Origin of the sequence: Aminobacter sp. MET-1 (assembly GCF_026521175.1) — a bacterium.
Taxonomy (GTDB): Bacteria; Pseudomonadota; Alphaproteobacteria; order Rhizobiales; family Rhizobiaceae; genus Aminobacter.
Genome location: NZ_JAMSHL010000021.1, coordinates 66,735 through 90,010, shown reverse-complemented (window position 1 = coordinate 90,010; position 23,276 = coordinate 66,735). Strand labels below are relative to the sequence as shown.

The following is a 23,276-nucleotide window of genomic DNA, read 5'->3' as shown; positions in this document are numbered from 1 at the left end:
GGTGAGCTGATCACCACGGCCAATGCCGCGGTTGCGCCAAACTCGAAGATCGCCGAGCTCAGGGCACGGCAGGACAAACTGGTCTATGGAGCGGAGGCGTAATCGTGGCCCAGGCTAAGACCAAGGACCTGCCGGCAGGCGCGAACCTGCCCTTCATCTACCGCGAATACAGTGCCGAGCGCCTGAAGCAGGCACTGCACAAGATGTACCTTATCCGCCAGTTCGAAGAGGGCGCGGAAGAGTCCTACATGCGCGGCCTGATCCACGGCACCATGCACCTGTCCATCGGCCAGGAGGCGAGCGCCATGGGCATCTGCATGCCGCTCACCAATGACGACCAGATCACCTCGACCCATCGCGGCCACGGCCACTGCATCGCCAAGGGTGCGGAAGTGTCGAAGATGTTCGCCGAGTTCTTCGGCAAGACCACGGGTTATTGCCGCGGCCGCGGCGGTTCGATGCACATTGCCGACGTCTCCACCGGTAATCTCGGCGCCAACGGCATCGTCGGCGGCGGCATTCCGATCGCCGTGGGTGCGGCACTGACCGCCAAGCGCCTGAAATCCGACCGCGTCGTCATCTCCTTCTTCGGCGACGGCGCCAACAATGAGGGCGCCTTCCACGAGGCGCTCAACATGGCCTCGCTGTGGAAGCTGCCGGTCATCTTCGTCTGCGAGAACAACGGTTACGGCATGTCGACCTCGATGGCCCGCTCGACGGCGGTGCCCAATGTCGCCGACCGAGCCGCCGCCTATTCGATGCCGGGTGTGATCGTCGACGGCAACGTTCTGTCCGAAGTCGCCGAGGCCAGCCACGAGGCTGTACGCCGCGCCCGGGCAGGGGAGGGGCCGACGCTGATCGAGTCCAAGACCTATCGCTACCGCGGCCACTCCAAGAGCGATCGCAACCGCTACCGGACCAAGGAAGAGATCGAGGACTGGATGACCAACCGCGATCCGATCGTCCGCTACGAGAATGAACTGATGGAATTCGGCATCATCGACCAGGCCGGCATCGAGGCGATCCGCGAGGCGGTGGCCAAGGAGATTGCCGACGGCATCGAGTTCGCCAAGGCGAGCCCGTCGCCCGAGATCCGCAATCTCGAACGCTACGTCTACACGGAGACTGTGTGATGGATCAGGCTGTGCGCGAGCTGAGCTATGCCCAGGCGATCCAGGAAGCCATGGCGATTGCGCTCGAGACCGACGAGCGTGTCTTCCTCATGGGCGAGGACATCGGCGTCTATGGCGGCGCCTTCCAGGTGACCGGCGACCTGGTCGAGCGTTTCGGCGCCGACCGCGTCATCGACACGCCGATCTCGGAACTTGGTGGCGCCGGCGTTGCCGTGGGTGCGGCGGTGACCGGACTGCGTCCAATCTTCGAATTCCAGTTCTCCGACTTCGCCACGCTCGCCATGGAGCAGATCGTCAACCAGGCCGCCAAGATGCGCTACATGCTCGGCGGCGCGGTGTCGGTGCCCGTGGTGATGCGCTTTCCGGCGGGTTCCGGCACGGGTGCCGCTGCCCAGCACAGCCAGAGCCTCGAAGCTTGGCTCGGGCATGTGCCGGGCCTGAAAGTCATCCAGCCGGCGACGCCGCACGACGCCAAGGGCATGCTGCTCGCCGCCGTCGCCGATCCCGACCCGGTGATGATCTTCGAGCACAAGCTGCTCTACAAGACCAAAGGCCCGGTGCCCGAGGGCTATTACACCGTGCCGATCGGCAAAGCCGATATCCGTCGTGAGGGGCGCGACCTGACCATCGTCGCCACCTCCATCATGGTGCACAAGGCGCTCGAAGCGGCAAAGACGCTCGAGGCCGAGGGCATCGACGTCGAGGTCGTCGACCTGCGCACCGTCCGGCCGATGGACAAGGACACCGTCATTGCGAGCGTCAAGAAGACGTCGCGCCTGCTCTGCGTCTATGAAGGCGTGAAGACCCTCGGCGTCGGCGCCGAGGTCAGCGCCATGATCGCCGAGAGCGAGGCCTTCGATTTCCTCGACGCGCCGATCGTGCGCCTCGGCGGCGCCGAGACGCCGATCCCTTACAATCCGGAACTGGAAAAGGCGACCGTGCCGCAGGTGCCCGACATCCTCGCCGCCGCGCGTAGCCTCGCCACTGGGAGCCGTTAGGCCATGCCGGTCGAAGTAATCCTGCCCAAGGTCGACATGGACATGGCGACAGGGCGCATCTCGCGCTGGTATGTCGACGAAGGCGCTGCAGTCAAGAAAGGCGACCTGCTGTTCGAGATCGAGACCGACAAGGCGGCGATGGAAATCGACGCCCCCGCCTCGGGTACCATCCGCGACATAACAGGCAAGGAAGGCATCGACATCCCAGTCGGCGAAGCCGTCGCCTGGATCTATGCCGAAGGCGAAGCTGCCAAGCCGGCTCAGGACACGGCTCTCGAGGGTAAGCTGGCACCGGAAGTCACTACTATTGCGCCCGCTCCGGTTGCTGCTGTCCCGGTTGCGCCCTCAGAGCCCGCGCCAGTGACAGCCACCGCAGCGCTGAACGGTACGCGCGCCACGCCGCTTGCTCGCCGCCTCGCGGCGGAGGCTGGACTTGCACTCGACGCCATCGCAGGGTCCGGCCCCAGGGGCCGCGTCATGCGCAAGGATGTGGAAAGTGCCATGGCGACGCCAAGGCTGGAGGCGAAAGCCCCGGCGCAGCCCGACCCAATCGTTTCAAGGCCGGCGGCATCCTCCCAGCCGCTGTCGGCGCCACGGCGGCCCGCCAGCGCGGCCCCGCTGAACTTTGCCTGGCTGCGACAAGGCGAAGGGCGTCCGATCGTCCTGCTCCACGGCTTCGGCGCAGACCTCAACAGCTGGCGGCCGATGCTGGCCGCAGGTCCTGTCGACGCGCCGCTGCTGGCAATCGACCTGCCCGGACATGGCGGCTCGCCGCGCCTCACGCCGTCGGATCTCGACGCCATTGCATCGGATGTCGAGGCGACACTGGCAGCGCTCGATGTCGGCCCGCTGCTGCTGGTCGGCCACTCCTTCGGAGGTGCTGTGGCCGCAACCGTTGCGGAACGCGGCCATGCCGATGTGCGTGCCTTGGCACTCATCGCACCGGCTGGCCTCGGCCCCGAGATCAACGGCGCCTTCCTGCAGGGTTTCGTACGCGCCAAGAGTGAAGCGAGCTTGATGCCCTGGCTTCGTCAGCTGGTGGCCGACGAGCAGGTGTTGTCCAAGCCGTTCGTCAACGCCACGCTGGCGCAGGCGGCAGACAGGGAACTGCGCGCAACGCAGGCCGAGATATCGGACCGCTTCTTCGCCGACGGCACCCAGACCTTCGACATCAGGGCCGTGCTGGCAGCCTTGCGCATTCCGGTGCGTGTCATCGTCGGCGCAAACGACAGGATCATCCCGGCGAGCCAGTCGCAGGGACTTCCCGGCGAAATTGCGCTGCATGTCTTTGCCGCCACCGGCCACATGCCGCAGGTCGAGCGTCGGGAGCAGGTGCTGAAGATCTTGCTGGAAATGGTGCGGGCGTAGGGCTCACCTCTCAATTGCCCCCTCACCCTTACCCTCTCCCCGTCCCTTTGCGGGAGAGGGTGCCGGCAGGCAGATGAGGGGTGGCGCAACCGCTACCCGATTACCCTCAAGCCAATCTGCCTCAGATAAACCCACGCTTCCGAAGCTCTGCCGCGACCTCGTCCCAGCTGCCGCACACCACCGCAGCACCAGCCGCCAAAAGCTCAGGGCCGTGGCCGTCATGGGTATGGCCGCCGCCGATGTAGCCAATCGCCGTCATGCCGGCCGCGACCGCGCCCTGCACGCCATAGCGGGAATCCTCGATGACTACGGAACGCTCAGGTGCAAAGCCCATCTTTTCGGCTGCGTAGAGAAAAATGTCGGGCGCGGGCTTGCCGTTCTTGACCATCGACGAACTGAAGATCGCCGCGCCGAAATAGTGCGCCAGGCCTGTCACCTCGAGGCTGTGGTTGATGCGCTCGACCGACGACGATGAAGCGACGCAGCGGGCGGCCTCGAGCTTGGACAAGAAGGCGGCAATGTCGAGCGTCGAGGCCAGCTGTTCGGTAAACAGCGCCTTGGTCTCGCCCCAGATGTCGCCGTTGGCGTGTTCGGGCAAAAGCTGGCCGGTGAGTTGGTGGATCTTGGCGATGATGTCGGCCTGCTTCATGCCGACGCAATGCGAGATCACTTCGGCCTCGATCGTGAGACCGTTCCTGGCATAGGCACGCACATAGGCAAGAGCCGCCAGCGGCTCGCTGTCGACCAACACGCCGTCGCAATCGAAAATCACCAGCTTATCGTTGGGCAAGTCGGTCTCCGGAAAATATCTGGCGCAGCGCCGTCGTTGGTCGAAATGCGGCTTGCCGCGGCCGGGCCGCAGCGCGGTCGCGATGGTTGAAGGTCTAGTCCTGGCCGATCGCGACGCGTTGCGGCGTGGCTTGGAGCGCGCGCTGCATGGCGCTGCGCTCTTCCGGCAGATCGGGTGCGAGCCAGTTGGGTTCGGCGCCGAGGAAACGGTCGAGATAGGCCACCGCATAGCTCGGCATCTCGGTCGTGTTCTCCTTGTAGGACCACCAGGTTCTGAGGTCGTCGGCGCAGGCATCGAGGGCAGGGGTGGCGCCGAACTCCTGCTCGAACACGGCCGCGATCGCACAGACGCAGTAGTTTGTGTAGACAAAGCCCTCGGGCCAGAAGCGCACGATCTCGGGCGCGTCTTCGGTGCCTGCGACCACCGGCATGCCGGCCGCGCTGACCGGCGCCTGGCGGATCAGTTCCTTCAGCGCCAGGCCCGCGGCGAAGACGATGAAGTCGGCGCGGTCGAGCCTGGCGTAGGATTTCTGGGCATTCACGATCTCGACCCAATCGAGAAAGATGCGCGTCAGCTTCTTCTCGTCTATGTCGAAATGGATGCCGTAGCGGGCGGTGACGGCGCGGGCACTGTTGCGGAAGGTGGCGCGGAACCAGCGCAGCTGCCTCAGCCTGTGTCCGAGGTCGGGCACAAGTGCCAGCTCGTTCTTGAAGAGAAGGTCCATGGTCGCAACGCTCCTGCCGGCTCCGGACGATACCACCGGCGGGCAAAATGCCAAATGCCGCTGTGGATGGAGGCACCGTATCGGCTCGCCTCAAGTTATACATATTGACATTCGTAAAGACAAATGTTCTTTGATCCATATGTGAGCGACCGGGTATCCGGCCGCTCTTGGAGGACTTCGGGAGGAAGGGCCTAATGGCAATCTGGCAATGGGGATTGCTGCTGCTGGGCGTTGTCTGGGCGCTGCAATCGCTCGGCGTCTGGCTGCAGATGCGGCACTATTCCGACGTCTTCAAAGGCATCACCGCGAAGTACCAGGACGGCTATGTCGGCGCCGGCAATTGCCGCGGCCGCCTGGGCAAGGGCACGATCGCGCTCGTGGTGGTGACACCCGACCTGACGGTCCAGCGGCTCTTGACCATGACCGGGCGTTCGGTCTTCGCCAAGTTCCATCGTCATGAAAACCTTGAGGGGATGACCCTCGATCAGCTCCGGTCCAATCCCGCTGTTCTGGGAGAGGGGGAAACCGGTGTGGCGGAAGCCGTGAAGAAGGCGGTCGAGCAGATCGACCGTGCACGGCTCGAGCCGAAAGGGCCCGGCCTGGCCGGACTCAAGCCTGCAAGCCAGTAGGGACGCTGCCTGCGGGGCAATCTCGTTGGGGTGAGGAATCTAAGGAGGAGAAATGTCAGTCCTATCTATGTTGGCTCAGCATGCCGACATGGCCGTCCAGAACCTGCATGTGGCGGGTTCCATGGCCACGGATGCTGCAATTCACGGTAAGCTGGCCGTCAAGGGCGCGACCCACGACATGGTCGTGCTCGCACAGGCAAGCAGCGACATCACCGTTGAGCAGTTCAAGGAAAAGCTCAACACCGTCGCCAAGGAGGAGCAGCTGGGCTGGCTCACCAGCATCGGCAAATACTTCATCGGCATCTTCCAGAAGGGCGGCGAGGTTTTCGCCGGCTTCGTCACCGGCATCATCCCGACGCTCGTCGTGCTGATGACCGCCTTCTACGCGCTGACCGAGCTGGTCGGCGAGGAGAGGGTGCACGGCATCGCCCGAGGTGCTGGCCGTATTGCGCTGACCCGCTACACGGTTTTGCCGCTGATCTCGGTGTTCTTCCTGACCAACCCGATGGCCTACACCTTCGGCTCGTTCCTGGAAGAAAAGCACAAGCCCGCCTTCTACGACGCGGCCGTGTCCTACGTGCATCCGCCGCTCGGCCTGTTCCCGCACATCAACCCGGGCGAATACTTCGTCTGGGGCGGCATTCTCGTCGCTCTGCTCGAGCTCGAGAAGAAGGGCGTTGTTCCCGGCGGCTACCACATCCAGGTCGCCATCTGGTACGCCATCGTCGGCCTCGTCGTCATCCTGCTCAAGGGCATGCTGACCGAGCGCATCACCGCCATCATGGCACGCCGTCAGGGCGTCGAGCTGTAAGGGCGGGGAGGAGCACATGGCCAAGTCTTACAAGGCAGTCAAAATCTCCCGCGGCAAGAGCGGCTGGGGCGGTCCCCTGGTCGTCCAGCCGACGGATCAGCGCAACAAGATCGTCTCCGTCACCGGCGGCGGCATCCACCCGGTCGCAGCCCGCATCGCCGAGATGACCGGCGCGGAAGCCGTAGACGGCTTCAAGTCGCCGCCGGTCGAAGGCGAGATGGCGGTCGTCGTCGTCGATTGCGGTGGCACTGCGCGCTGCGGGGTCTATCCGCGCAAGCGCATTCCCACCGTCAACCTAACCCCGGTAGGGCAGGCGGGTCCGCTCGCCCAGTTCATCACCGAGGACATCTATGTGTCGGGCGTCAAGGAAAGCGACATCACCATGGCTGACGGCTCGGAAGCAGTGACATCGGCAGGCTCGGCCTCCAACGCCAACAACGCATCGTTCGCGACGGCGGCAAAGGCAGCTCCCGTGCCGACCAATGACGGCGGGTTCATCAACTTCGTCGCCAGCATCGGCCGTGTCATGGGTCGCGTCGTCGGCATCTTCTTCAATGCCGGCCGCCGCACCATCGACCAGGTCGTCCGCAACGTGCTGCCGTTCATGGCGTTCGTGACGATGCTGATCGGCCTGATCCTCTACACCGGCATCGGCGACGTGCTTGCCCAGCCGATGGGGCCATTGGCAAACAACATCGTCGGCCTGCTGATCATTTCCGCCATCTGCGGCCTGCCGTTCCTGTCGCCCATCCTGGGACCGGGCGCGGTCATCGCCCAGGTCATCGGCGTGGCGATCATCGGACCGCAGATCGCCAACGGCACGATTTCGCCGGCAATGGCTCTGCCGGCTCTGTTTGCCTACAACACCCAGGTGGGTTGCGACTTCGTGCCCGTCGGCCTGGCGCTCGGTGAGGCCAAGCCCAAGACCATCGAGATCGGCGTTCCCGCCGTTCTGATCAGCCGCCAGATCATGGGCCCGGTTTCGGTGCTCATCGCCTGGGTGGTCAGCCTGATCGTCTTCTAAGACATTGCCCGGCGGCACCTGTGCCGCCGGGCGCCTCACCGTCCGGCCAAGCCGGCGAAACGAATACCGCCCGGACAGCATTTCGGCCCGGGCCCAGAAAAAAGGCTTCGATCATGTCGGTTCATCTCAAGACGCACATCACGGCAATCGGACCGGAGGTGGCAGAGCTGGCCGAAGGCGGCGTGCTGATCCTGTTCGCCGACGGCGCCCCGCCGGAACTGGCGGAGGTATCGGTGCTGCACAAGACCGAGGTCGGCCCCAGCGACGCGGCGCCAACAGTCGGCGAAACCATCGCCATCGGCGAGTTGCAAGGCACCATCACCGCCATGGGCGACAGCGCCTGGAACAAGGTGCGCGAGATCGGCCACGTGGTCATCAATTTCAACGGCGCCAACGCTGCCGAACGGCCGGGCGAAATCTGCGCCTCCGTTATCGAAGGCGAGGTCCTCGTCGCCGCGCTGAAAACCGGCGCCGCCATCACAATCGGCCGCTGATCGCCGCGCCCGACGCGGCTATAGTGAACACGAACAAGAGACCGGACATGGAACGCTCGACGATCGTCAGAGTGCATGAAGGGCTGCACGCCCGCCCCGCCACCCGTTTCGTCAAGCTCGCCAAGAGCTTCGAAAGCGAGGTCGAGATCGTCAAGGACGGCAAGTCGGCCAGCGCCAAGAGTGCGGTCAAGCTGATGCTGCTCGCCGTCAAGGAAAACGACGAGGTGACGATCCGCACCAGGGGCGCCGACGAGATCGAGGCCGTGGAAGCGCTGATCGGCTATCTCGAAAACCCGCTTGCCGGTCTTGCCGAAGAACAGGCCCCGGCCGAGCCTGATGCCGCGGCCGCCGTGGGCGTGACGCTCAAGATCGAGCCGGCCAAGCCGGCGGCTGTAGAGGAAGAGATTTCGGGCGCGCTGAAGGGTGTAGCTGCCAGCGAAGGTTATGCTGTCGGCGCCGCTTTCGCCCACTTCCCGCCCGAGATCAAGCCAGAGCGCCGCAAGCTTTCGGTCGGCGAGATGGAAGCAGAACTCGTCCGCTTCACCGACGCGGTCGAGGTCGTTCAGGCGCGCATGAACGCTTCCCTCGCCTCCGATGCTCTTTCGGCCAACGACCGCGGCATCATCGCCGCCCTGCGTGACATCGCCGCCGACGACGAGTTGCGCGACGAGGTGGTCACAGCCATCAACACCGGCAGCGATGCGGTGACAGCAGTTATCGGCGCCGCCACTCGGATCGCTGCCCAGTTCGGCCAGGTCAACGACCCCTATCTGAACGCCCGCGCCGATGACGTGCAGTCGGTGGGCCGCCAGATCTGCCTGGCGCTGCTCGGCCAGGCAGATGCCAGCCTCGACGACATCCCCGAGGGCGCCATCCTGATCGCCGAGGACATCGGCGCCTGGGACCTGGCGCGCGCGCCGCTCAAGCGCATCGGCGGCATCGTCTGCGGCCATGGCGGCGCTACCTCCCACATCGCCATCATCGCCCGCGCCCATGGCATCCCAGCCGTGCTCGGCATGGGCCCGCAGGTCCACGAACTCGGCAAGGCGCGCGAGATCGCACTCGACGGCCACCGTGGTCATGTCGTCGCCAACCCCGAGGGCTCTGTTCTCACCGGCTTCCGCGCCCGCATCGATGAAGCCGCCCGTGAGCGCGAGGCGCTGAAGGCGTTTCGCGACACCACCCCGCGCCGCGCCGACGGGACGGTCATCGAAGTGGCCGCCAATATCGGCTCGCTCGAAGAGATCGACGCAGCCCGCGAGGCCGGCGCGATGGGTGTCGGCCTGTTCCGCACCGAACTATTGTTCATGCGGCACATGCACCTGCCGTCGGAAGACATGCAGGCCGAGACCTATGCAGCACTGGCCAAGGCGTTTGCACCCCATCCCGTCATCGTGCGCACGCTCGACATCGGCGGCGACAAGCCGATCTCGGGAATCGAATTTCCCGACGAGGAGAACCCGTTCCTCGGCTGGCGCGGCATCCGCATGTGTCTCGACCGGCCAGACATCTTCAAGCCGCAGCTCAGGGCTCTCCTGCGCGCTGCCGTCCATGGCAATGTCAAGGTGATGTTGCCGATGGTCGCCGACGTCGGCGAAGTGCGCGCCGCCCGCGCGCTGATCGAAACCTGCAAGGCCGAACTGGCCGCCGAGAAGGTCGCCTTCGGCGAGTTCCAGCTCGGCGTGATGATCGAGACGCCCGCGGCGGTGCTGATCGCGCCAGCGCTCGCGAAGGAAGTCGCCTTCTTCTCCATCGGCACCAACGACCTCACCCAGTACATCATGGCTGCCGACCGGCTGAACCCGACTGTCGCCAAGCTCAATGACGTCACCAATGTCGCTGTCATGTCGGCGATCGAGATGACGGCACGGGCAGGAGTGGCGGCTGGCATCATGGTCGGCATGTGCGGCGAGGCAGCCGGGCGGCCGGATCTCATCCCCGAATTCCTGCGCATGGGCCTGACCGAGCTGTCGATGAGCCCGGCCTCGATCCATCGGGCGAAGAAGAGGATCGCCGAGCTGGGGGCATAAGCCGTTTCTCTGGGCTGATCTATCCTGCGGAATAGGCAGCGCCCTATGGCAAATGCGCCAGCAGCACCCGGAAGATGTCGGTGAGGTCGGAAACCGGATCGTCGCCATCGAGCGCACGCACGATGCGGTCGCGACGAGCCTCGACCACCAGACCGGCGGCCTCCAGCAGATCGGCGTCGCTCAATCCCGAGGGCGACAGCGTTGCGATACCGGCCGCGAGCGCCACGGGCGCCAGCGGCAACAGCGTCGGATAAGCCTCGTTGGCTTCGGCGCCGGCCGACAACGACTGGCTCAGCAGCAATTCGACCAGAACAGCTGCGGCAACCGCGGCAACCGCCTCCAGCTTGCCATCAGGAGTTGCCGCGCGCATCCCTGCCAGCAGCTCGCCATAGCGGCGGCGGATGTCGAGATGGGCCTGCGAGAAACCGGCCTCGTGGAGCAGGGGGGCCGCTTCGCTCCGCTGGCGCGACCAGGCCTTCAGCGCGGCATAAAGATCCCTGCGGAACAGGCGCTCGCCCTCGACCGCAGCCGAGCTGCCGGTGGCGAAATAGGTATCGAAGCCATGCAGCCGCGCGCCATCGTCGGGCCGCACAATCGGCAGCAGCGACAGCGAAACGGTCTCCGCCATCGTCAAAGTATCGTCGACCACGCTTGCGGCACGACCCAACAGCCGCTCGATCTCGGCCGGTGGCGAAAACGGCTCGGTCCCAGGCGGACGGCGCGGCCCCCCGGGATTGTCGTGGCGGCTGGCGCGCACGACATGCCTGATGTCACGCAGGCGGTCCTTGATATTGACGACAACCTCTTCGGAGAGGCTTCTCAGCATGGCATGCTCCTGGGAGCGCCGAGCACCCATCAGGACGCACCACAGACGCTCCTACACTTTCACTCTACGCACCGCCCGGAAATCGGTTCCAATATGTCAGGCGACAGGTCTAGCACTTTGGGCCAAGGCCTCTCGCCATCTGGCGACCGACTCCCCGTTTCGGCGGCGGCTGTTGGCATTGCAGCATTGTTTGGTTCGGACTGCAAACTGTTGTCGGCTGCTCGGCGCTTGACCTTGGCACCGTTCCTTGAAAAGTGATGCAAACCAAAGCGGGGGAAACGGCGTGAACAAAGGCGTCAAAGGTTCGAGCGGCAAGACGCGTGGCATTGCGACGGCTAACGAGGCCGAGAACGCGCCGACCGACAGCCGCGCCGACCGGCTGCGCGTGCGCGCCGCCTGGATGTATTTCATCGAGCAGATGACCCAGAACGACATCGCCGAGGTGCTCGGCGTCGGCCGTGTCACCGTGGTCCGGATGCTGGCGGAGGCCCGCGCCCGCAACGAAGTCAAGATCGCCATCGAGGGCGATCTGTCCGACATCGTCAGGCAGGAGCGCGAGCTCGAAAGCATATTCGGCGTGCAGCGCGCCATCGTTGCCCCGCTTTCGGCCGAGGGCGCCGACCCGATCCCGGCGATCGGTGCCGCCACAGGCGACTATCTGTCAGAGGCGATGAAGTCGGGCATGTCGGTGGGCGTTGGCTGGGGTCGCACGCTGACCGGCACGCTGCCCTATATCAGCGCCAAGCCGCTTGCCGATTTCCGCGTCATCTCGCTGCTTGGCGGCGTCGGCGTCGCACGCCGCACCAACCCGGCCGAGTTCGCCTGGCGCTTCGCCCAGGCCTTCCAGGGCGACGGCTATCTCATTCCGGCGCCTGCGGTCGTCGACAGCATCGAGACCAAGCGTGCGCTGATCGAGCGCTGCGGCTTATCAGAAATTTTTGCGCTGGCCGATTCGCTCGATGCCGTGCTGGTCAGCGTCGGCGACATCGCGTCGGCCTCGACATTCTATCGCGGCGGCTTCCTGACCGAGGCAGAGCGCGAGAAGCTTATGGCCAAGGGCGCTGTGGGCGACCTTTTGTTCCACTTCTTCGACCGCGACGGCAATCTGGTCGACCATCCGATCAACGAGCTCGGCATGTCCGTCGATGTCGACCGCATCCGCCGGGCCCCGCTGCGCATCCTGACCTCTGGTGGTACCGATAAGATCGACGCGCTGCTCGGCGCCATGAAGCTGGTGAAGCCGACGGTTCTGATCACCGACGAGCACAGTGCCCGACGCATGATCGCCGCACAGGACACCTGACCAGATATCAACGGAAAAGGCCGCCGTGTCGCCACCGCGGCCTTTCCATTTCATGCCTGTCGCGCCTCAGTTGATGGCAGCGATGTTGCCGAGGCGCAGGAACAGCGTTTCGCCCGAGGAATCCTCGACGCCGTCATTGTCCGTGACGACATAGGCATCGCCCGCCTTGTCGATGGCAAAACCTTCGACCTTGTCGACGACATAGCCGTTGGTCGCGGCCTTGAGGTCGGGTACGAGGTCGCGCACCAGCGTCTTTTCGACCACCGGCAGCTCGCCGCCCAGCTTGACCGGTTTGAAGCCTTCGAGCGCCACCGAGTAGACGCGCTTGTTCTTGGCTTCCTGGCCGATCAGGTTGTCGCGCTCGATGATGAAGAGCTTGCCGTCATGGGCGGTGATTTCCGACAGGCCGACCCAGCCCTTCTCGGCGGTTTCGAGCGGATAGCGCACCGCCGACCACTCCTTGGCCTTGGGCTTGTAGGCGAGCAGCTTGACCTGCCCCTTGGGATCGTCGCCCCATTCGCGCTGCACGGCCATGACCAGCGTCAGGTCGTCGCCTTCGCCGATTGACGTGATGCCTTCGAGGCCGAAGCGGGTCTCGCCGGCGAGCAGTTCAGCCGGGAACGCCACCTCTTCCTTGATCTCGCCCTTGGCGTCGACCTTGTAGACGGCATGCGGCACCAACTTGTCGCTACGGCCTTCCGAGGCCAGCCAGAAGCCGTCCTTGCCGTCGGAGACGATGCCTTCGAGGTCGAGCTTCTGAGCCGGCGCGCCATCACGGGTGACGACGGTCTTGGCCGTGATCAGGGCAGGGGTCCTGGTGGCGTCGATGGTGTAGATCGACGGCTGCGAACGATAGACCGAGTCGGACACGGCGTAGAGCTTGCCGGCCTCCTTCGGATCGGCGGCGAGGCCCGAAAGCGCGCCCCAGCCGATCGGCGTACCGTCATCCTTGAAGGACGAGACGATGTGCGGATAGGCGGCAGTGCCTTCGGCGCGCTCATAGACCATGACATGCGAGCGGACGAGGCCGTCCTTGCCAAGATCGGTCTCGTTGGCTGTGACGAGCAGGTTGCGCTCAGGGATCGCCACAAGGCCTTCCGGGCCGACGCCCGAGGGCAGCAGCTGCTGGAATTCCGGCTCCTTGCCTGTGTCCTTGTAGACGCCGACGAGCGAAGCGCGCTCGGCGGCGACGAAGATCAGCTTGTCGGAACCGAAGGTCGCGACCTCGAGGCCTTCCGGCTCGATGCCCTTCTTGTTGCGGTGCTCGGGATAGTGGCCGGCCGCTGCTGCCTGGTATTCGAAGGACGGACCGGACTCGAACAGCACATCGCCCGTCCTGGAGAAGATGGTGAAGCCGCGGGCGCCGCCCTTGTAATCGCCTTCGTTGGCGACGACGAGGCGGTCGTCGTCAAGCCACTTCACGGCATCGGGCTCGCGCGGGCTGTTTTCGATCTTGCCGGAGAAGTTCAGCGCACCGTCCTTCTTGGTGTCGACCTTCTCGAGCGTCACTTCGCCGGCCGAAAAATGCGACACGATCTTGCCGGTCACGGCATCGACGATGGCGACGTGGTTATTTTCCTGCAGCGTAACCGCGATCTCGCCCTTGTCGTTGAAGGACACGAATTCCGGCTCCGGATCCTCGGGCGCGATCTTGGCGATGCCGGTCATGTCGACGATCTTGATCGTGGCGCAGTCAGGCGCGCCGTCCTTCAGCGAGACGATCTTGAGGAAGCCTGCGGGAAGCTGCGGCAGCTCGCCGTCGTTCAGCTCTTCGTCGCGCTCGTTCTCGATGGCGATGGCGAGGAACTTGCCGTCCTTGCTGAGCGCAACCGAATCGGGCTGGCCGCCAAGATCGCAGCTGGCGTCGATCTTCTTGGAGGCGAGGTCGATGACCGTCAGGTTGCCAGACGGCTCCTGCTTGCTCTTCGACGTGTTGACGCCGGCAAGAACCTTGGCGCCGGCGATGACCACCGAGGTCGGCTCGCCTTCGATCTTGACGATGCCGGCAGCCTTCGGCGCCTTGGGATCGGTGATGTCGACGAAGCCGACCGCACCCAGCGGGCTGTCGGAATAGACCAGCGTCATGCCGTCCTCGGAGGCCGCAATGATTTCCGACGACGTGGCCGTCGCCTGATCGACATCGACGGGCAGATTCTGGGCCACGGGGAAGGTGGCGATGCGGTTGAAGACTTCGGCGGCGTTGGCGGGGAGCGCTGCCGACACACCGAGCGCGGTGGTCAAGAGCAGGAGCTTGCGGGACATGTTGCCTGACATGGTGAAACCTCTTTGCCTGAACGGAATTGCGCATCCCGTTTGCGGCAGCGAGATTTCAGCGCGATGACAGCTGGATGATGGTTTCGTGACAGCTGTGGACGTCGCGGCCCGACGGTGCCGACATTCTGCCACCAGGCGTTCCAACACAGAGTTTTCTCATCTAGACATTGGTGTACACTGCGACTAGTTTCGCGGGCTGATCGGGGAGGTCCGGAAATCGCGCGCAAGCTCGCTTGCCTCGGCCGCACTTACCCACGACCTGGTTGAGTGGGGCGCAAGCCTCGCACTGGCCGGGCGAGCCTAGGGTACGGCCCACACCGGGAAACATGAACGAATGACCAGCCGATATTCCGCTTTTTCGCTGTTCAAGGAAGGCCTGGCAGGCCAGAAGGGCTGGGTGCCGGCCTGGAGGTCGCCGCAGCCGAAGGCGAGTTACGACGCCATCATCATCGGCGGCGGCGGACACGGCCTGGCTACGGCTTATTATCTGGCCCGCACGCATGGCATCACCAATGTCGCTGTGCTTGAAAAGGGCTGGATCGGCGGTGGCAATACCGGCCGCAACACGACCGTGGTGCGCTCCAACTATTATTACCCTGAGAGCGTGGCGCTCTACGGGCTGGCGCACAAGCTCTACGAGGGCCTGTCCAAGGAGCTGAACTACAACGTCATGCTGTCGCAGCGCGGCATGGTCACGCTATGCCACAGCATGAACGAGCTGGAGATCGCGGCACGTACCGTCAACGCCATGCAGATCAACGGCACCGACGCCGAACTCTACATGCCGGAGGATGTCAGGCGCGTCGCGCCGATCTACAATTTCGAGCCCGATGCGCGCTTTCCCGTCTTCGGCGGCGTCTGGCAAGGCAGGGCAGGCACGGCGCGCCACGATGCGGTGGCCTGGGGCTACGCACGCGGGGCAAGCCGGCTTGGCGTCGACATCATCCAGAACTGCGAGGTCACCGACTTCATCGTCGAGGGCGGACGCTGCCGCGGGGTGCAGACCACGCGCGGCACCATGCGCGCCGAGCGTATCGGCATGGCGGTGGCAGGCCATTCCTCGGTGCTTTCGGCCAAGGCCGGCTTCCGCCTGCCGATCAACTCCTATGCGCTGCAGGCCTGTGTGTCCGAGCCGGTTAAGCCGATCCTCGACACGGTGGTGCTGTCGCCCGGGCCTGGCGTCTATGTCAGCCAGTCGGACAAGGGCGAGATGGTGATCGGCGGGGCGCTCGACCGCATCCCGTCCTACGGCCAGCGCGGCAATTTGCCGACGCTCGAAGGGGTGATCGCCGGGCTGCTCGAAATGTTCCCGGCTTTTGGCCAGCTCAAGCTGATGCGGCAATGGGCGGGCATCGTCGACGTGGTGCCTGATTCCTCGCCCATCATCGGCGAGTCGCCGCTGCCCGGCCTGTTCCTCAACTGCGGCTGGGGAACCGGTGGCTTCAAGGCCATTCCGGCCGGCGGCACGCTTCTGGCGCATCTGCTGGCCACCGGCCGGCATCACGACATCAGCCGGCCATTCGATCTCGACCGCTTCGTCACCGGGCGCCTGCTCGACGAAGCCGCCGGCTCCGGCATCGCACATTAGTTTTGACGCGATTTCCGGGCGGACAAGCGCTTCACGTTTTTCGCTGGAATTGCTCGAGGACCCGACACATGCAGCTCTTCAATTGTCCTTTCTGCGGTCCACGCGACGAGACCGAGTTTCACTTCGGCGGCGAGGCCGGCAACCTCAGACCCGACGGCGACGTGCCGGCGGAGCGCTGGGCCGGCTATCTCTACATGCGCAACAATCCGAAAGGTGCGGCGCGCGAGGTCTGGGTCCACATGAATTGCGGCGAGTTCTTCGTCATGGAGCGAGACAGCGTCAGCCACACCGTGTCAGGCTCGACCTCGCTTGGTGGGGAGCACGCCTGATGGTCACGTCGCGTCTTTCTTCGGGCGGCAGCGCCATCGACCGGTCGCGTCCGATCAGCTTCAGCTTCGACGGGCGGACCGTGCAGGGCTTCGAGGGCGACACCATCGCCTCGGCGTTGCTCGCCGCCGACGTGGCGGTCGTCGGCCGCAGCTTCAAATATCATCGTCCGCGCGGTATCTGGGGCGCCGGCGTCGAGGAGCCGAATGCACTGGTCGACGTCTCCGGCAGCGTGCTGGCGACACCCAATACCCGCGCCACGACCGAGCCTGCGCGCGAAGGACTGGCTGCCAGAAGCGTCAACGCCACGCCCGATGCAGCCAGTGACCGCAACGCCTTCATCGACCGCTTCTCGCGCTTCATTCCGGCTGCCTTCTACTACAAGACCTTCATGTGGCCGGACTGGCACTTGTTCGAGCCGCGCATCCGCGCCATGGCCGGCTTGGGCGCCGTCGACGCCGACTGGACGACGCCGGGCGCCGCCGATCAGATCAACCGGCATTGCGATGTGCTGGTGGTTGGTGCAGGGCCGGCGGGTCTCGCTGCTGCGAGGCACGCCGCGCAGGCAGGCAAAAAGGTGATACTGGTCGACGACCAGATCAACCCGGGCGGCTCGCTGCAGCATCGCAACAGTGAGATCGACGGGAAGCCCGCCGCAGAATGGAGTGCTGCGACAGTGGCCGAACTCAGGGCCGGCGGTCATCTCGTGCTGGGCTCGACCACGGCCTTCGGCATCTACGACCATCATCTCGTCAGCCTCAACCAGCGCCATTTCGATAGCCGGCCCGACACGCTGTGGCGGGTCAGGCCGCGCCGTATCGTGCTCGCCACCGGCGCCATCGAGCGGCCGCTTCCTTTCGCCAACAACGACCTTCCCGGTATCATGTCGGCGGACGCTGCTTTGTCCTACCTGCGCCGCCATGCCGTGCTCACCGGTCGTCGCATCGTCGTCGCCACCAACAACGACAGCGCCTATGAGGTGGCAGCAGCACTGGCTGCCGCAGACGCGGAGATCACTCTCGTCGACATTCGCAAGGACGGCCAGCCGGCGGCGCCCGCCGGCGTGAAGCTGCTTTCGGGACGCAGCGTGGTTGCCGCGCGCGGCCGCATGCGGGTCGAGGGTGTGCTGCTCGACGACGGCACGATGCTTGTCGCCGACTGCGTTGCGATCTCAGGTGGCTGGACGCCGTCGGTCCACCTGTTCTGCCAGGCGAGGGGCAAACTCGCCTGGCATGAAGCCCGCGCCGCCTTCCTGCCAGGCGATCCCGTCGACGGCATTGCGGTTGCAGGTGCGTTGGCCGGCGCGGTTTCGCTGTCGGAGGTCTTCGAAAGCGCGGCGAAGGCTGTCGGTGCCGATCAGGCTGCACCTCGAAGCACCGGCCACGAAGCGACCGGCGGCATCCAGCCGGCCTGGCCGATGCCGGGCCAGAAGGGGCGCATCTGGATCGACTACCAGAACGATGTCACCGCCAAGGACGTTGAGCTCGCGGCGCGGGAGAACTTCATCTCGGTCGAGCATCTCAAGCGCTACACCACGCTGGGCATGGCGACCGACCAGGGCAAGACCTCGAACCTCGCGGGCCTTGCGCTAATGGCCGGCATCACCGGTCGCAGCGTACCGGAGGTCGGCACCACGACCTATCGGCCGCCTTTCACGCCGGTGCCACTGGCGAGCTTCGCCGGTCTTACAGGGGGCGAACTGATGTCGCCCGTCCGCCGGTTGCCGCTGGAAAACATCCATCGCTCGATGGGCGCTACGTTCCAGGAATATGGCGGTTGGCTGCGGCCGGCGCACTACGGCGCAAAAGGCGTCGACGCCGGGCAGGCGATCCAGGACGAGGCGCTGCGCGCCCGCAAGTCCGTCGCACTTTTCGACGGTTCGACGCTGGGCAAGATCGAAGTGATCGGCCCACAGGCGGCCGAATTCGTCGACTTCATCTACTACAACACCATGTCGACGCTGAAGCCGGGGCGCTGCCGCTATGGCTTCATGCTGTCGGAGAACGGCGTCGTGTTCGACGATGGTATCCTGGTGCGGCTTGACGAGCACCGCTTCATCGTGTCCTGCTCGTCATCGCATGTCGCCTCTGTCCATGCCCGGCTGGAAGAATGGCGGCAGGACCGTTTCGGCCGCGACGCAGTTTACGTCCACAACGCCACCTCGGACTGGGCGACGCTGACCGCTTCGGGTCCACAGGCGAAAACGCTGGTCGCCGCACTCGACCTTGGCGTGGATCTCGATGATGCGGCGCTCCCGCATATGGCGATCGCCGAGGGACGGTTCGAAGGCGAGATCGTGCGCGTGGCACGCGTCAGCTTCACCGGCGACCGCAGCTACGAGATTTCGATCCGTGCTGATCGATCCGAAGCGCTTTGGACGCGGATGCAGCAGGCCGGCAAGCCGCTCGACGCGGTGACCATCGGCCTTGAGGCCCTGATGATCCTGCGCGCCGAGAAGGGCTACATCGTCATCGGCAAGGACACCGACGGTACCACCATGCCACACGACCTTGGCGTCGACGGGCCGCGGCAGAAGCGCCGAAACGAATTTGTCGGACGGCGGTCGCTGTTCACCGAAGTGGCGACGCAAGGCCGGCGCCAGCAACTGGTCGGGCTTGCCGTGGCCGAAGGCGAGCAGCCCTTGCCGACCGGCGCACATGGCATCGTCCGCGAAGGCGGCAAGGTCAGGAGCCAGGGCTTCGTGACGTCGAGCTACTTCAGCCCGACGCTCGGACACGCAATCGCACTCGCGCTGATCGAGGACGGTTCGGCCCGCCACGGCGAGGTCATCGAACTCCAGCATCTGGGCGTGCTCAGGCGCGCCACCATCGCGGCCCCTTGCGCCTTCGACCTTTCAGGAGACCGGCTCAATGCGTAATCTCGCCGAGAAATGGACTGTGGTTCCGGATTGGGCAGAGGCGACGATCGAGGCGCCGGGCTTGAAAGCCAGGGCGGTCATCGGCCTGAACCAGTACCTTGTGAGCGGTAATCTCGAGGCCTGGAGCACGGTATCGGGGCTGCCCGCAAAGGGCATCGGCGCGCTGGGCGAAGCCAGGGGCGACGCCTATGCGGTGCAGGTGGCACGCAACCGGCTGCTGGTTGTCTCTGCAGCAACATCCGGCATCGAAGCTGGTTGGCATGCCGATGGCTTCGCAGTGACGCCAGTCAATGCCGGCCACCACCTGTTCGAAGTGGAAGGTTCAGCCCAGATGGAACTGGTGGCGCGAGCGACCACGCTCGACCCCGCTGCGCCGAGCGCTTCGGCGGCGCTGTCTTTTGCCGGCGCAAATGCTGTGGTCTATCGCCACGGCGGCAAGCTTCGCATCCACGTCGACCGGGCGCTTGCGACCTATCTGTGGACCTGGATGCAGACAGCAGCAACCAACATCGCCGCGTAGACACACTTGGTCGACTAGAAACTCCGGGCACGGAACATGCCTGTCGCCCGACACCACCCCCGGCGCGGCAGGCCAAGTGCCGGTGGAAATGTCGCATAATCTATCTTATGGAACCAGCTTTCATGCCGCCGCTGCTGCCCGTAGCTTGCTCGGCAGTACCTTGTAGTGGTCGCGGAAACTTTTGGAGAAATGCGACGACGAGACGAAGCCGCACGCAACCGCTATGTCCATGATCGGCATCGCTGTCAGCTCGATCAGCTGGCGCGCCTTGGCCAGCCGCAGGCCGAGATAATGCTGCCACGGGGTCGTGGCGAGATGACGCTCGAACAGGCGCTCGATCTGGCGGCGTGACAGCGACACTCGCACAGAGATATCTTCGAGCGACAGTGGCTCCTCGAGGTGCTTCTCCATCAGCTGGATGATGCGCAACAGCTTCTTACCGGTGCTGCCGTAGCGCAGGCCGGGCGGTACCGACTGGCACGCCGCGCCGTCACGCCAACGGTCGGCGGTGACGTGCTGGCAGATGCTGCGCGCCAGTTCGGTGCCGCAGCGCTCCTGCACGATGTCGATGGCGAGGTCGAAGGCTGCCAGCTCACCGGCGCAGGTGATGATCTGGCCGTCGCGCACGAACAGCGCGTCGTCGATTGCCAAGTCGTAGAATGTCTCGGACAAGGCCGCCATCTTGCCCCAGTGGATCGTGCAGCGGGCCTCGCCCAGCAGGCCGGCGTCGGCCAGCAGCCAGGTCGCGGTGCCCAGTGCATAGACCGGCAGCTGCGCCCTGACGATGCGGCGCAGGCTGGCCCGCAATTCATGCGAACCGTGATGTTCCACACCTTCACCGGCGCAGATGGCGACCGCCGCCTTTGGTTCGAACGGCAAGGCCTTCACCGCCTCGGCGAAGCTGCCTGATACCTCGACCGATATGCCGCTGGTGCTTGCCACCGAATGGCCGTCGAGACTGACGAGCTTCCAGCTGAAAAGTTCCGTGCCGGCCAGTGCATTGGCGAGCCGTAGCGGCTCGACCAGCGACGAGAGGCAGAGCTGGGAAAACCCCTGCAGCAGCAATATCGAGAATTCGGCCGGCGCCTGCGTCACTTGCTGCCGTTGAGCCTGACGCTGTGTCGTTTCAGCGCCGGGCCAACGGGTCCCGACGTTGAAGACCGTATGCTTACTCGGTGCGTTCATGTGGCTCTCCCGATGCCTGCGGCGATGGCGGGAGTTCGACACCACGGCAAAAGCAGCTGACCACAAATTGGCGCAAAACAACACAAAATGCAACATGGCAATTTGCGACAGTGGTCGCCTGAGCCAGTCCGCGCTCAGCCCCCAACGGTCGCGGCAGGTGCGGTCATGCTCAACAGCCAGTCACGGAAAGCCGTCACTTTCGGCGTCCTCGCCTTCTGCGGCGTGGCCAGGAACCAATAGGAGCCAGCCCCCTGCAGCCGCTGCTCGAACGGCGCCACCAGAAGGCCGCTGGCGAGCTCGCGTTCGACCAATGCCGAACGACCAAGCAGCACGCCCTTGCCTTCGATCGCGGCGCGGATGCCCATGATCGACTGGTCGAAGAACGAGCCGGCCGACGTGTCGATGCCGATGACGCCGACATGGGCCAGCCAAGTGTCCCAGTCCTCGTCGTAGCCGGGAACATGCAGCAGGTCGCGCGCCCTCAGCTCTTCGGGCGAGCTCAGCGTCTCGGCATATCCGGGCGCACAGACGGGGAAGGTCTCGTCGCGCAACAGCAGCGTCGCCTCGCGCTTCGGCCAGTTGCCCCAGCCGAACTCGATCGCCGCATCGACTTTGCCCTCGCCGTGGTCGAGTGCGGTGAGCCTGAGGTCGATGGTCGGATGCTGGGCGCGGAACAGGTCGAGCCGCGGCGCGATCCATTGGCTGGCAAAGGATGTCGGCACATGCACGACCAGCATCTCGCGCGTGCCGCGCCCGGCAATCCTTGATGTCGCCTCGTCGATCAGGGCGAAGGCGCGGCCAAGGTCCTCGGCATAACGCCGGCCGCGATCGGTGAGCCTGACCCCATTGGCGTGGCGGTCAAACAGCTCCTTGCCGAGCCTGAGTTCGAGCGCCCTGATGTGCTGGGAGATGGCAGAGGGCGTGACGTTCAGTTCTGCACCGGCGGCGGCAAAGCTGCCCAGCCGTGCGGCTGCCTCGAAGGCCCGGAGCCAGTTAAGGGGTGGTCGGGCAGAGGCCATGGCACCATTAGTTTTTCTTGCGCTTCCCCCAAGGTAATCGCGTTTGCTCGGCCAGGCAAGAACGGTTCCAATCCGCTGAGTTCAGCATCTGGGAGGCACTGCAATGAACGTCCACTGGCTCCAGGGCTATCGCCCCGGCTACGGCCTGCCGCGCGCTTTCTATACCGATCCCGAGATTTTCGCCGAGGAGCAGGCGCGCATTTTCCGCAACAGCTGGTTCTTCGCCGGCCACTCGGTCGAGCTGCCCAAGGCCGGCGACTACATGACGCTCGATGTCGGCGGCGCACCCGTTGTCGTGGTGCGCGACCGAGAGGGCAAGGTGCATGCCCACCACAATGTCTGCCGCCATCGCGGCTCGATCGTCTGCACCAAGGAGAAAGGCAAGGCGGCGCGGCTGGTCTGCCCCTACCACTCCTGGTCCTATGCCCATGACGGCAAGCTGATCGGCGCGCCGATGATGGGCGAGGATTTCGACAAATCGGCTCACGGGCTCAAGTCGGCGCATGCCGAGGAATTCGATGGGCTGATCTTCGTCAACCTGTCTGAGACCCCCTCCCCGTTCCACGAGTTGCGTGACCATCTGTCACCGATCCTGAAATCCCAGGGCATGACCAAAGCCAAGATCGCACTGATCCGCGACTACGAACTCGACGTGAACTGGAAGATCGTCGTCGAGAACAACCGCGAATGCTACCACTGCGAGGCCAATCACCACGGCTATGTCTCGGTGCAGTACGACACCGAGAACGACAATCCTGATCTCAAGGACGAGATATCAGAGCGGCTGGGCGATTGCCGCATCCGCTGGGAGAAGGCCGGGCTCGACATCGACCGCGTCAACACCTCGTCCAACAACACGTCAGAATGGTTCCGCGCCAACCGCACCCCGGTGCGCAAGGGCATGGTCACTGAAAGCCCTGACGGCCAGCTGGTATGCGACGTGCTGATGGCCGGCTTCACAGACCCCGACATGGGCACGGCGCGCGCCAACACCAACATCAACTTCTGGTGCCACGCCAATTCCGACTACGCCCACACCGTGCGGATCACGCCGGTGTCGCCGACCAAGACCATCGTGCGCGGCTACTGGCTGGTCGACGAGAATGCGGTCGAGGGTCGCGACTACGACCCCGAAAAGATCGCCGCCTTCCACCATGAGGTGATGTCGGAAGACTGGGAGATCTGCCGCCGCCAATGGATCGGCATCACCTCCCCCGGCTTCGAACCCGGTCCTTACTCGCCGACCAAGGAAGCCAATGTCGACCGCTATGTCAGGTGGTATGCGAGCCAGATGACGGCGTAGGCGCGAGCCACCTCCCTTCCCTTTGTGGGGAGGGATCGGGGGTGGGGGAGTC

General features: G+C 64.9%; 20 protein-coding genes. 14 read left to right on the top strand and 6 right to left on the bottom strand.

Annotated features, from left to right (window positions below; all coding sequences use genetic code 11):
* Positions 1-104: 104 nt before the first annotated feature.
* Genes NDO48_RS23760 through NDO48_RS23750 form a run of 3 tightly spaced genes read left to right on the top strand, consistent with a single transcriptional unit; the run spans position 105 to position 3,499 of the window.
* Complete coding sequence (locus NDO48_RS23760; protein WP_018431006.1) at positions 105-1,133, top strand: thiamine pyrophosphate-dependent dehydrogenase E1 component subunit alpha; 1,029 nt, start codon at positions 105-107, stop codon at positions 1,131-1,133.
* Entirely contained in the window at positions 1,133-2,131 is a 999-nt protein-coding gene (locus NDO48_RS23755) for an alpha-ketoacid dehydrogenase subunit beta (RefSeq protein ID WP_018431005.1), read from the top strand. The genes NDO48_RS23760 and NDO48_RS23755 overlap by 1 nt, the downstream gene beginning before the upstream one ends.
* A gap of 3 nt (positions 2,132-2,134) precedes the next feature.
* On the top strand, positions 2,135-3,499 hold the full coding sequence (locus tag NDO48_RS23750; RefSeq protein WP_018431004.1) for an acetoin dehydrogenase dihydrolipoyllysine-residue acetyltransferase subunit: 1,365 nt from the start codon (positions 2,135-2,137) through the stop codon (positions 3,497-3,499).
* A gap of 121 nt (positions 3,500-3,620) precedes the next feature.
* On the opposite strand, the gene NDO48_RS23745 is transcribed toward NDO48_RS23750, so the two are convergent.
* Together NDO48_RS23745 and NDO48_RS23740 are read right to left on the bottom strand one after the other, a co-directional pair.
* Positions 3,621-4,289, bottom strand: a complete 669-nt coding sequence (locus NDO48_RS23745) for an HAD family hydrolase (protein WP_018431003.1) — start codon at positions 4,287-4,289, stop codon at positions 3,621-3,623.
* Between the two features lie 94 nt (positions 4,290-4,383).
* Positions 4,384-5,013 carry a hypothetical protein gene (locus NDO48_RS23740; protein ID WP_018431002.1) on the bottom strand — a complete coding sequence of 210 codons (630 nt, stop codon included), beginning with the start codon at positions 5,011-5,013 and terminating at the stop codon, positions 4,384-4,386.
* 194 nt (positions 5,014-5,207) lie between these two features.
* Between NDO48_RS23740 and NDO48_RS23735 the strand changes: the two genes are divergently transcribed.
* The 5 genes from NDO48_RS23735 (at position 5,208) to ptsP (ending at position 10,001) form a co-directional block, all read left to right on the top strand.
* Positions 5,208-5,642: a transcriptional regulator GutM gene (locus NDO48_RS23735; RefSeq protein WP_018431001.1), complete on the top strand. Its 435-nt coding sequence runs from the start codon at positions 5,208-5,210 to the stop codon at positions 5,640-5,642.
* Between the two features lie 52 nt (positions 5,643-5,694).
* Positions 5,695-6,453, top strand: a complete 759-nt coding sequence (locus NDO48_RS23730) for a PTS glucitol/sorbitol transporter subunit IIC (protein ID WP_026227813.1) — start codon at positions 5,695-5,697, stop codon at positions 6,451-6,453.
* 16 nt (positions 6,454-6,469) lie between these two features.
* The gene (locus NDO48_RS23725) at positions 6,470-7,477 is read left to right on the top strand and encodes a PTS glucitol/sorbitol transporter subunit IIB (RefSeq protein WP_018430999.1); all 1,008 of its coding nucleotides are present in this window, start codon (positions 6,470-6,472) and stop codon (positions 7,475-7,477) included.
* Between the two features lie 113 nt (positions 7,478-7,590).
* Positions 7,591-7,971, top strand: a complete 381-nt coding sequence (locus NDO48_RS23720; protein ID WP_018430998.1) for a PTS glucitol/sorbitol transporter subunit IIA — start codon at positions 7,591-7,593, stop codon at positions 7,969-7,971.
* A 47-nt stretch (positions 7,972-8,018) separates the two neighbouring features.
* Complete coding sequence (ptsP, locus tag NDO48_RS23715) at positions 8,019-10,001, top strand: phosphoenolpyruvate--protein phosphotransferase (protein ID WP_267322469.1); 1,983 nt, start codon at positions 8,019-8,021, stop codon at positions 9,999-10,001.
* Between the two features lie 43 nt (positions 10,002-10,044).
* On the opposite strand, the gene NDO48_RS23710 is transcribed toward ptsP, so the two are convergent.
* Positions 10,045-10,827, bottom strand: a complete 783-nt coding sequence (locus NDO48_RS23710; protein ID WP_026227811.1) for a hypothetical protein — start codon at positions 10,825-10,827, stop codon at positions 10,045-10,047.
* A 283-nt stretch (positions 10,828-11,110) separates the two neighbouring features.
* Here NDO48_RS23710 and NDO48_RS23705 point away from each other — a divergent pair, with 283 nt between their 5' ends.
* A complete protein-coding gene (locus NDO48_RS23705; RefSeq protein ID WP_018430995.1) occupies positions 11,111-12,130 on the top strand; it encodes a sugar-binding domain-containing protein in 1,020 nt (339 codons plus the stop codon).
* A gap of 66 nt (positions 12,131-12,196) precedes the next feature.
* Here NDO48_RS23705 and NDO48_RS23700 read toward each other — a convergent pair whose 3' ends face one another.
* Positions 12,197-14,392: an esterase-like activity of phytase family protein gene (locus NDO48_RS23700; protein WP_267322472.1), complete on the bottom strand. Its 2,196-nt coding sequence runs from the start codon at positions 14,390-14,392 to the stop codon at positions 12,197-12,199.
* 346 nt (positions 14,393-14,738) lie between these two features.
* Between NDO48_RS23700 and NDO48_RS23695 the strand changes: the two genes are divergently transcribed.
* From NDO48_RS23695 to NDO48_RS23680, 4 genes are all read left to right on the top strand, one after another.
* On the top strand, positions 14,739-15,992 hold the full coding sequence (locus NDO48_RS23695) for a sarcosine oxidase subunit beta family protein (protein ID WP_267322468.1): 1,254 nt from the start codon (positions 14,739-14,741) through the stop codon (positions 15,990-15,992).
* A 68-nt stretch (positions 15,993-16,060) separates the two neighbouring features.
* Positions 16,061-16,321, top strand: a complete 261-nt coding sequence (locus tag NDO48_RS23690) for a sarcosine oxidase subunit delta (protein ID WP_018430992.1) — start codon at positions 16,061-16,063, stop codon at positions 16,319-16,321.
* Positions 16,321-19,197 (top strand): sarcosine oxidase subunit alpha family protein, encoded by a 2,877-nt coding sequence (locus tag NDO48_RS23685; protein ID WP_267322467.1) that lies wholly within the window; start codon positions 16,321-16,323, stop codon positions 19,195-19,197. The genes NDO48_RS23690 and NDO48_RS23685 overlap by 1 nt, the downstream gene beginning before the upstream one ends.
* Positions 19,190-19,717 carry a sarcosine oxidase subunit gamma family protein gene (locus tag NDO48_RS23680; RefSeq protein ID WP_018430990.1) on the top strand — a complete coding sequence of 176 codons (528 nt, stop codon included), beginning with the start codon at positions 19,190-19,192 and terminating at the stop codon, positions 19,715-19,717. Before NDO48_RS23685 ends, NDO48_RS23680 begins: the two co-directional genes overlap by 8 nt.
* A 120-nt stretch (positions 19,718-19,837) precedes the next feature.
* On the opposite strand, the gene NDO48_RS23675 is transcribed toward NDO48_RS23680, so the two are convergent.
* Entirely contained in the window at positions 19,838-20,902 is a 1,065-nt protein-coding gene (locus tag NDO48_RS23675) for a GlxA family transcriptional regulator (RefSeq protein ID WP_267322466.1), read from the bottom strand.
* 134 nt (positions 20,903-21,036) lie between these two features.
* On the bottom strand, positions 21,037-21,921 hold the full coding sequence (gene gcvA, locus NDO48_RS23670) for a transcriptional regulator GcvA (protein ID WP_018430988.1): 885 nt from the start codon (positions 21,919-21,921) through the stop codon (positions 21,037-21,039).
* A 103-nt stretch (positions 21,922-22,024) separates the two neighbouring features.
* On the opposite strand from gcvA, the gene NDO48_RS23665 reads away from it, so the two are divergent.
* Complete coding sequence (locus NDO48_RS23665) at positions 22,025-23,224, top strand: aromatic ring-hydroxylating oxygenase subunit alpha (protein WP_267322465.1); 1,200 nt, start codon at positions 22,025-22,027, stop codon at positions 23,222-23,224.
* Positions 23,225-23,276 lie beyond the last annotated feature (52 nt).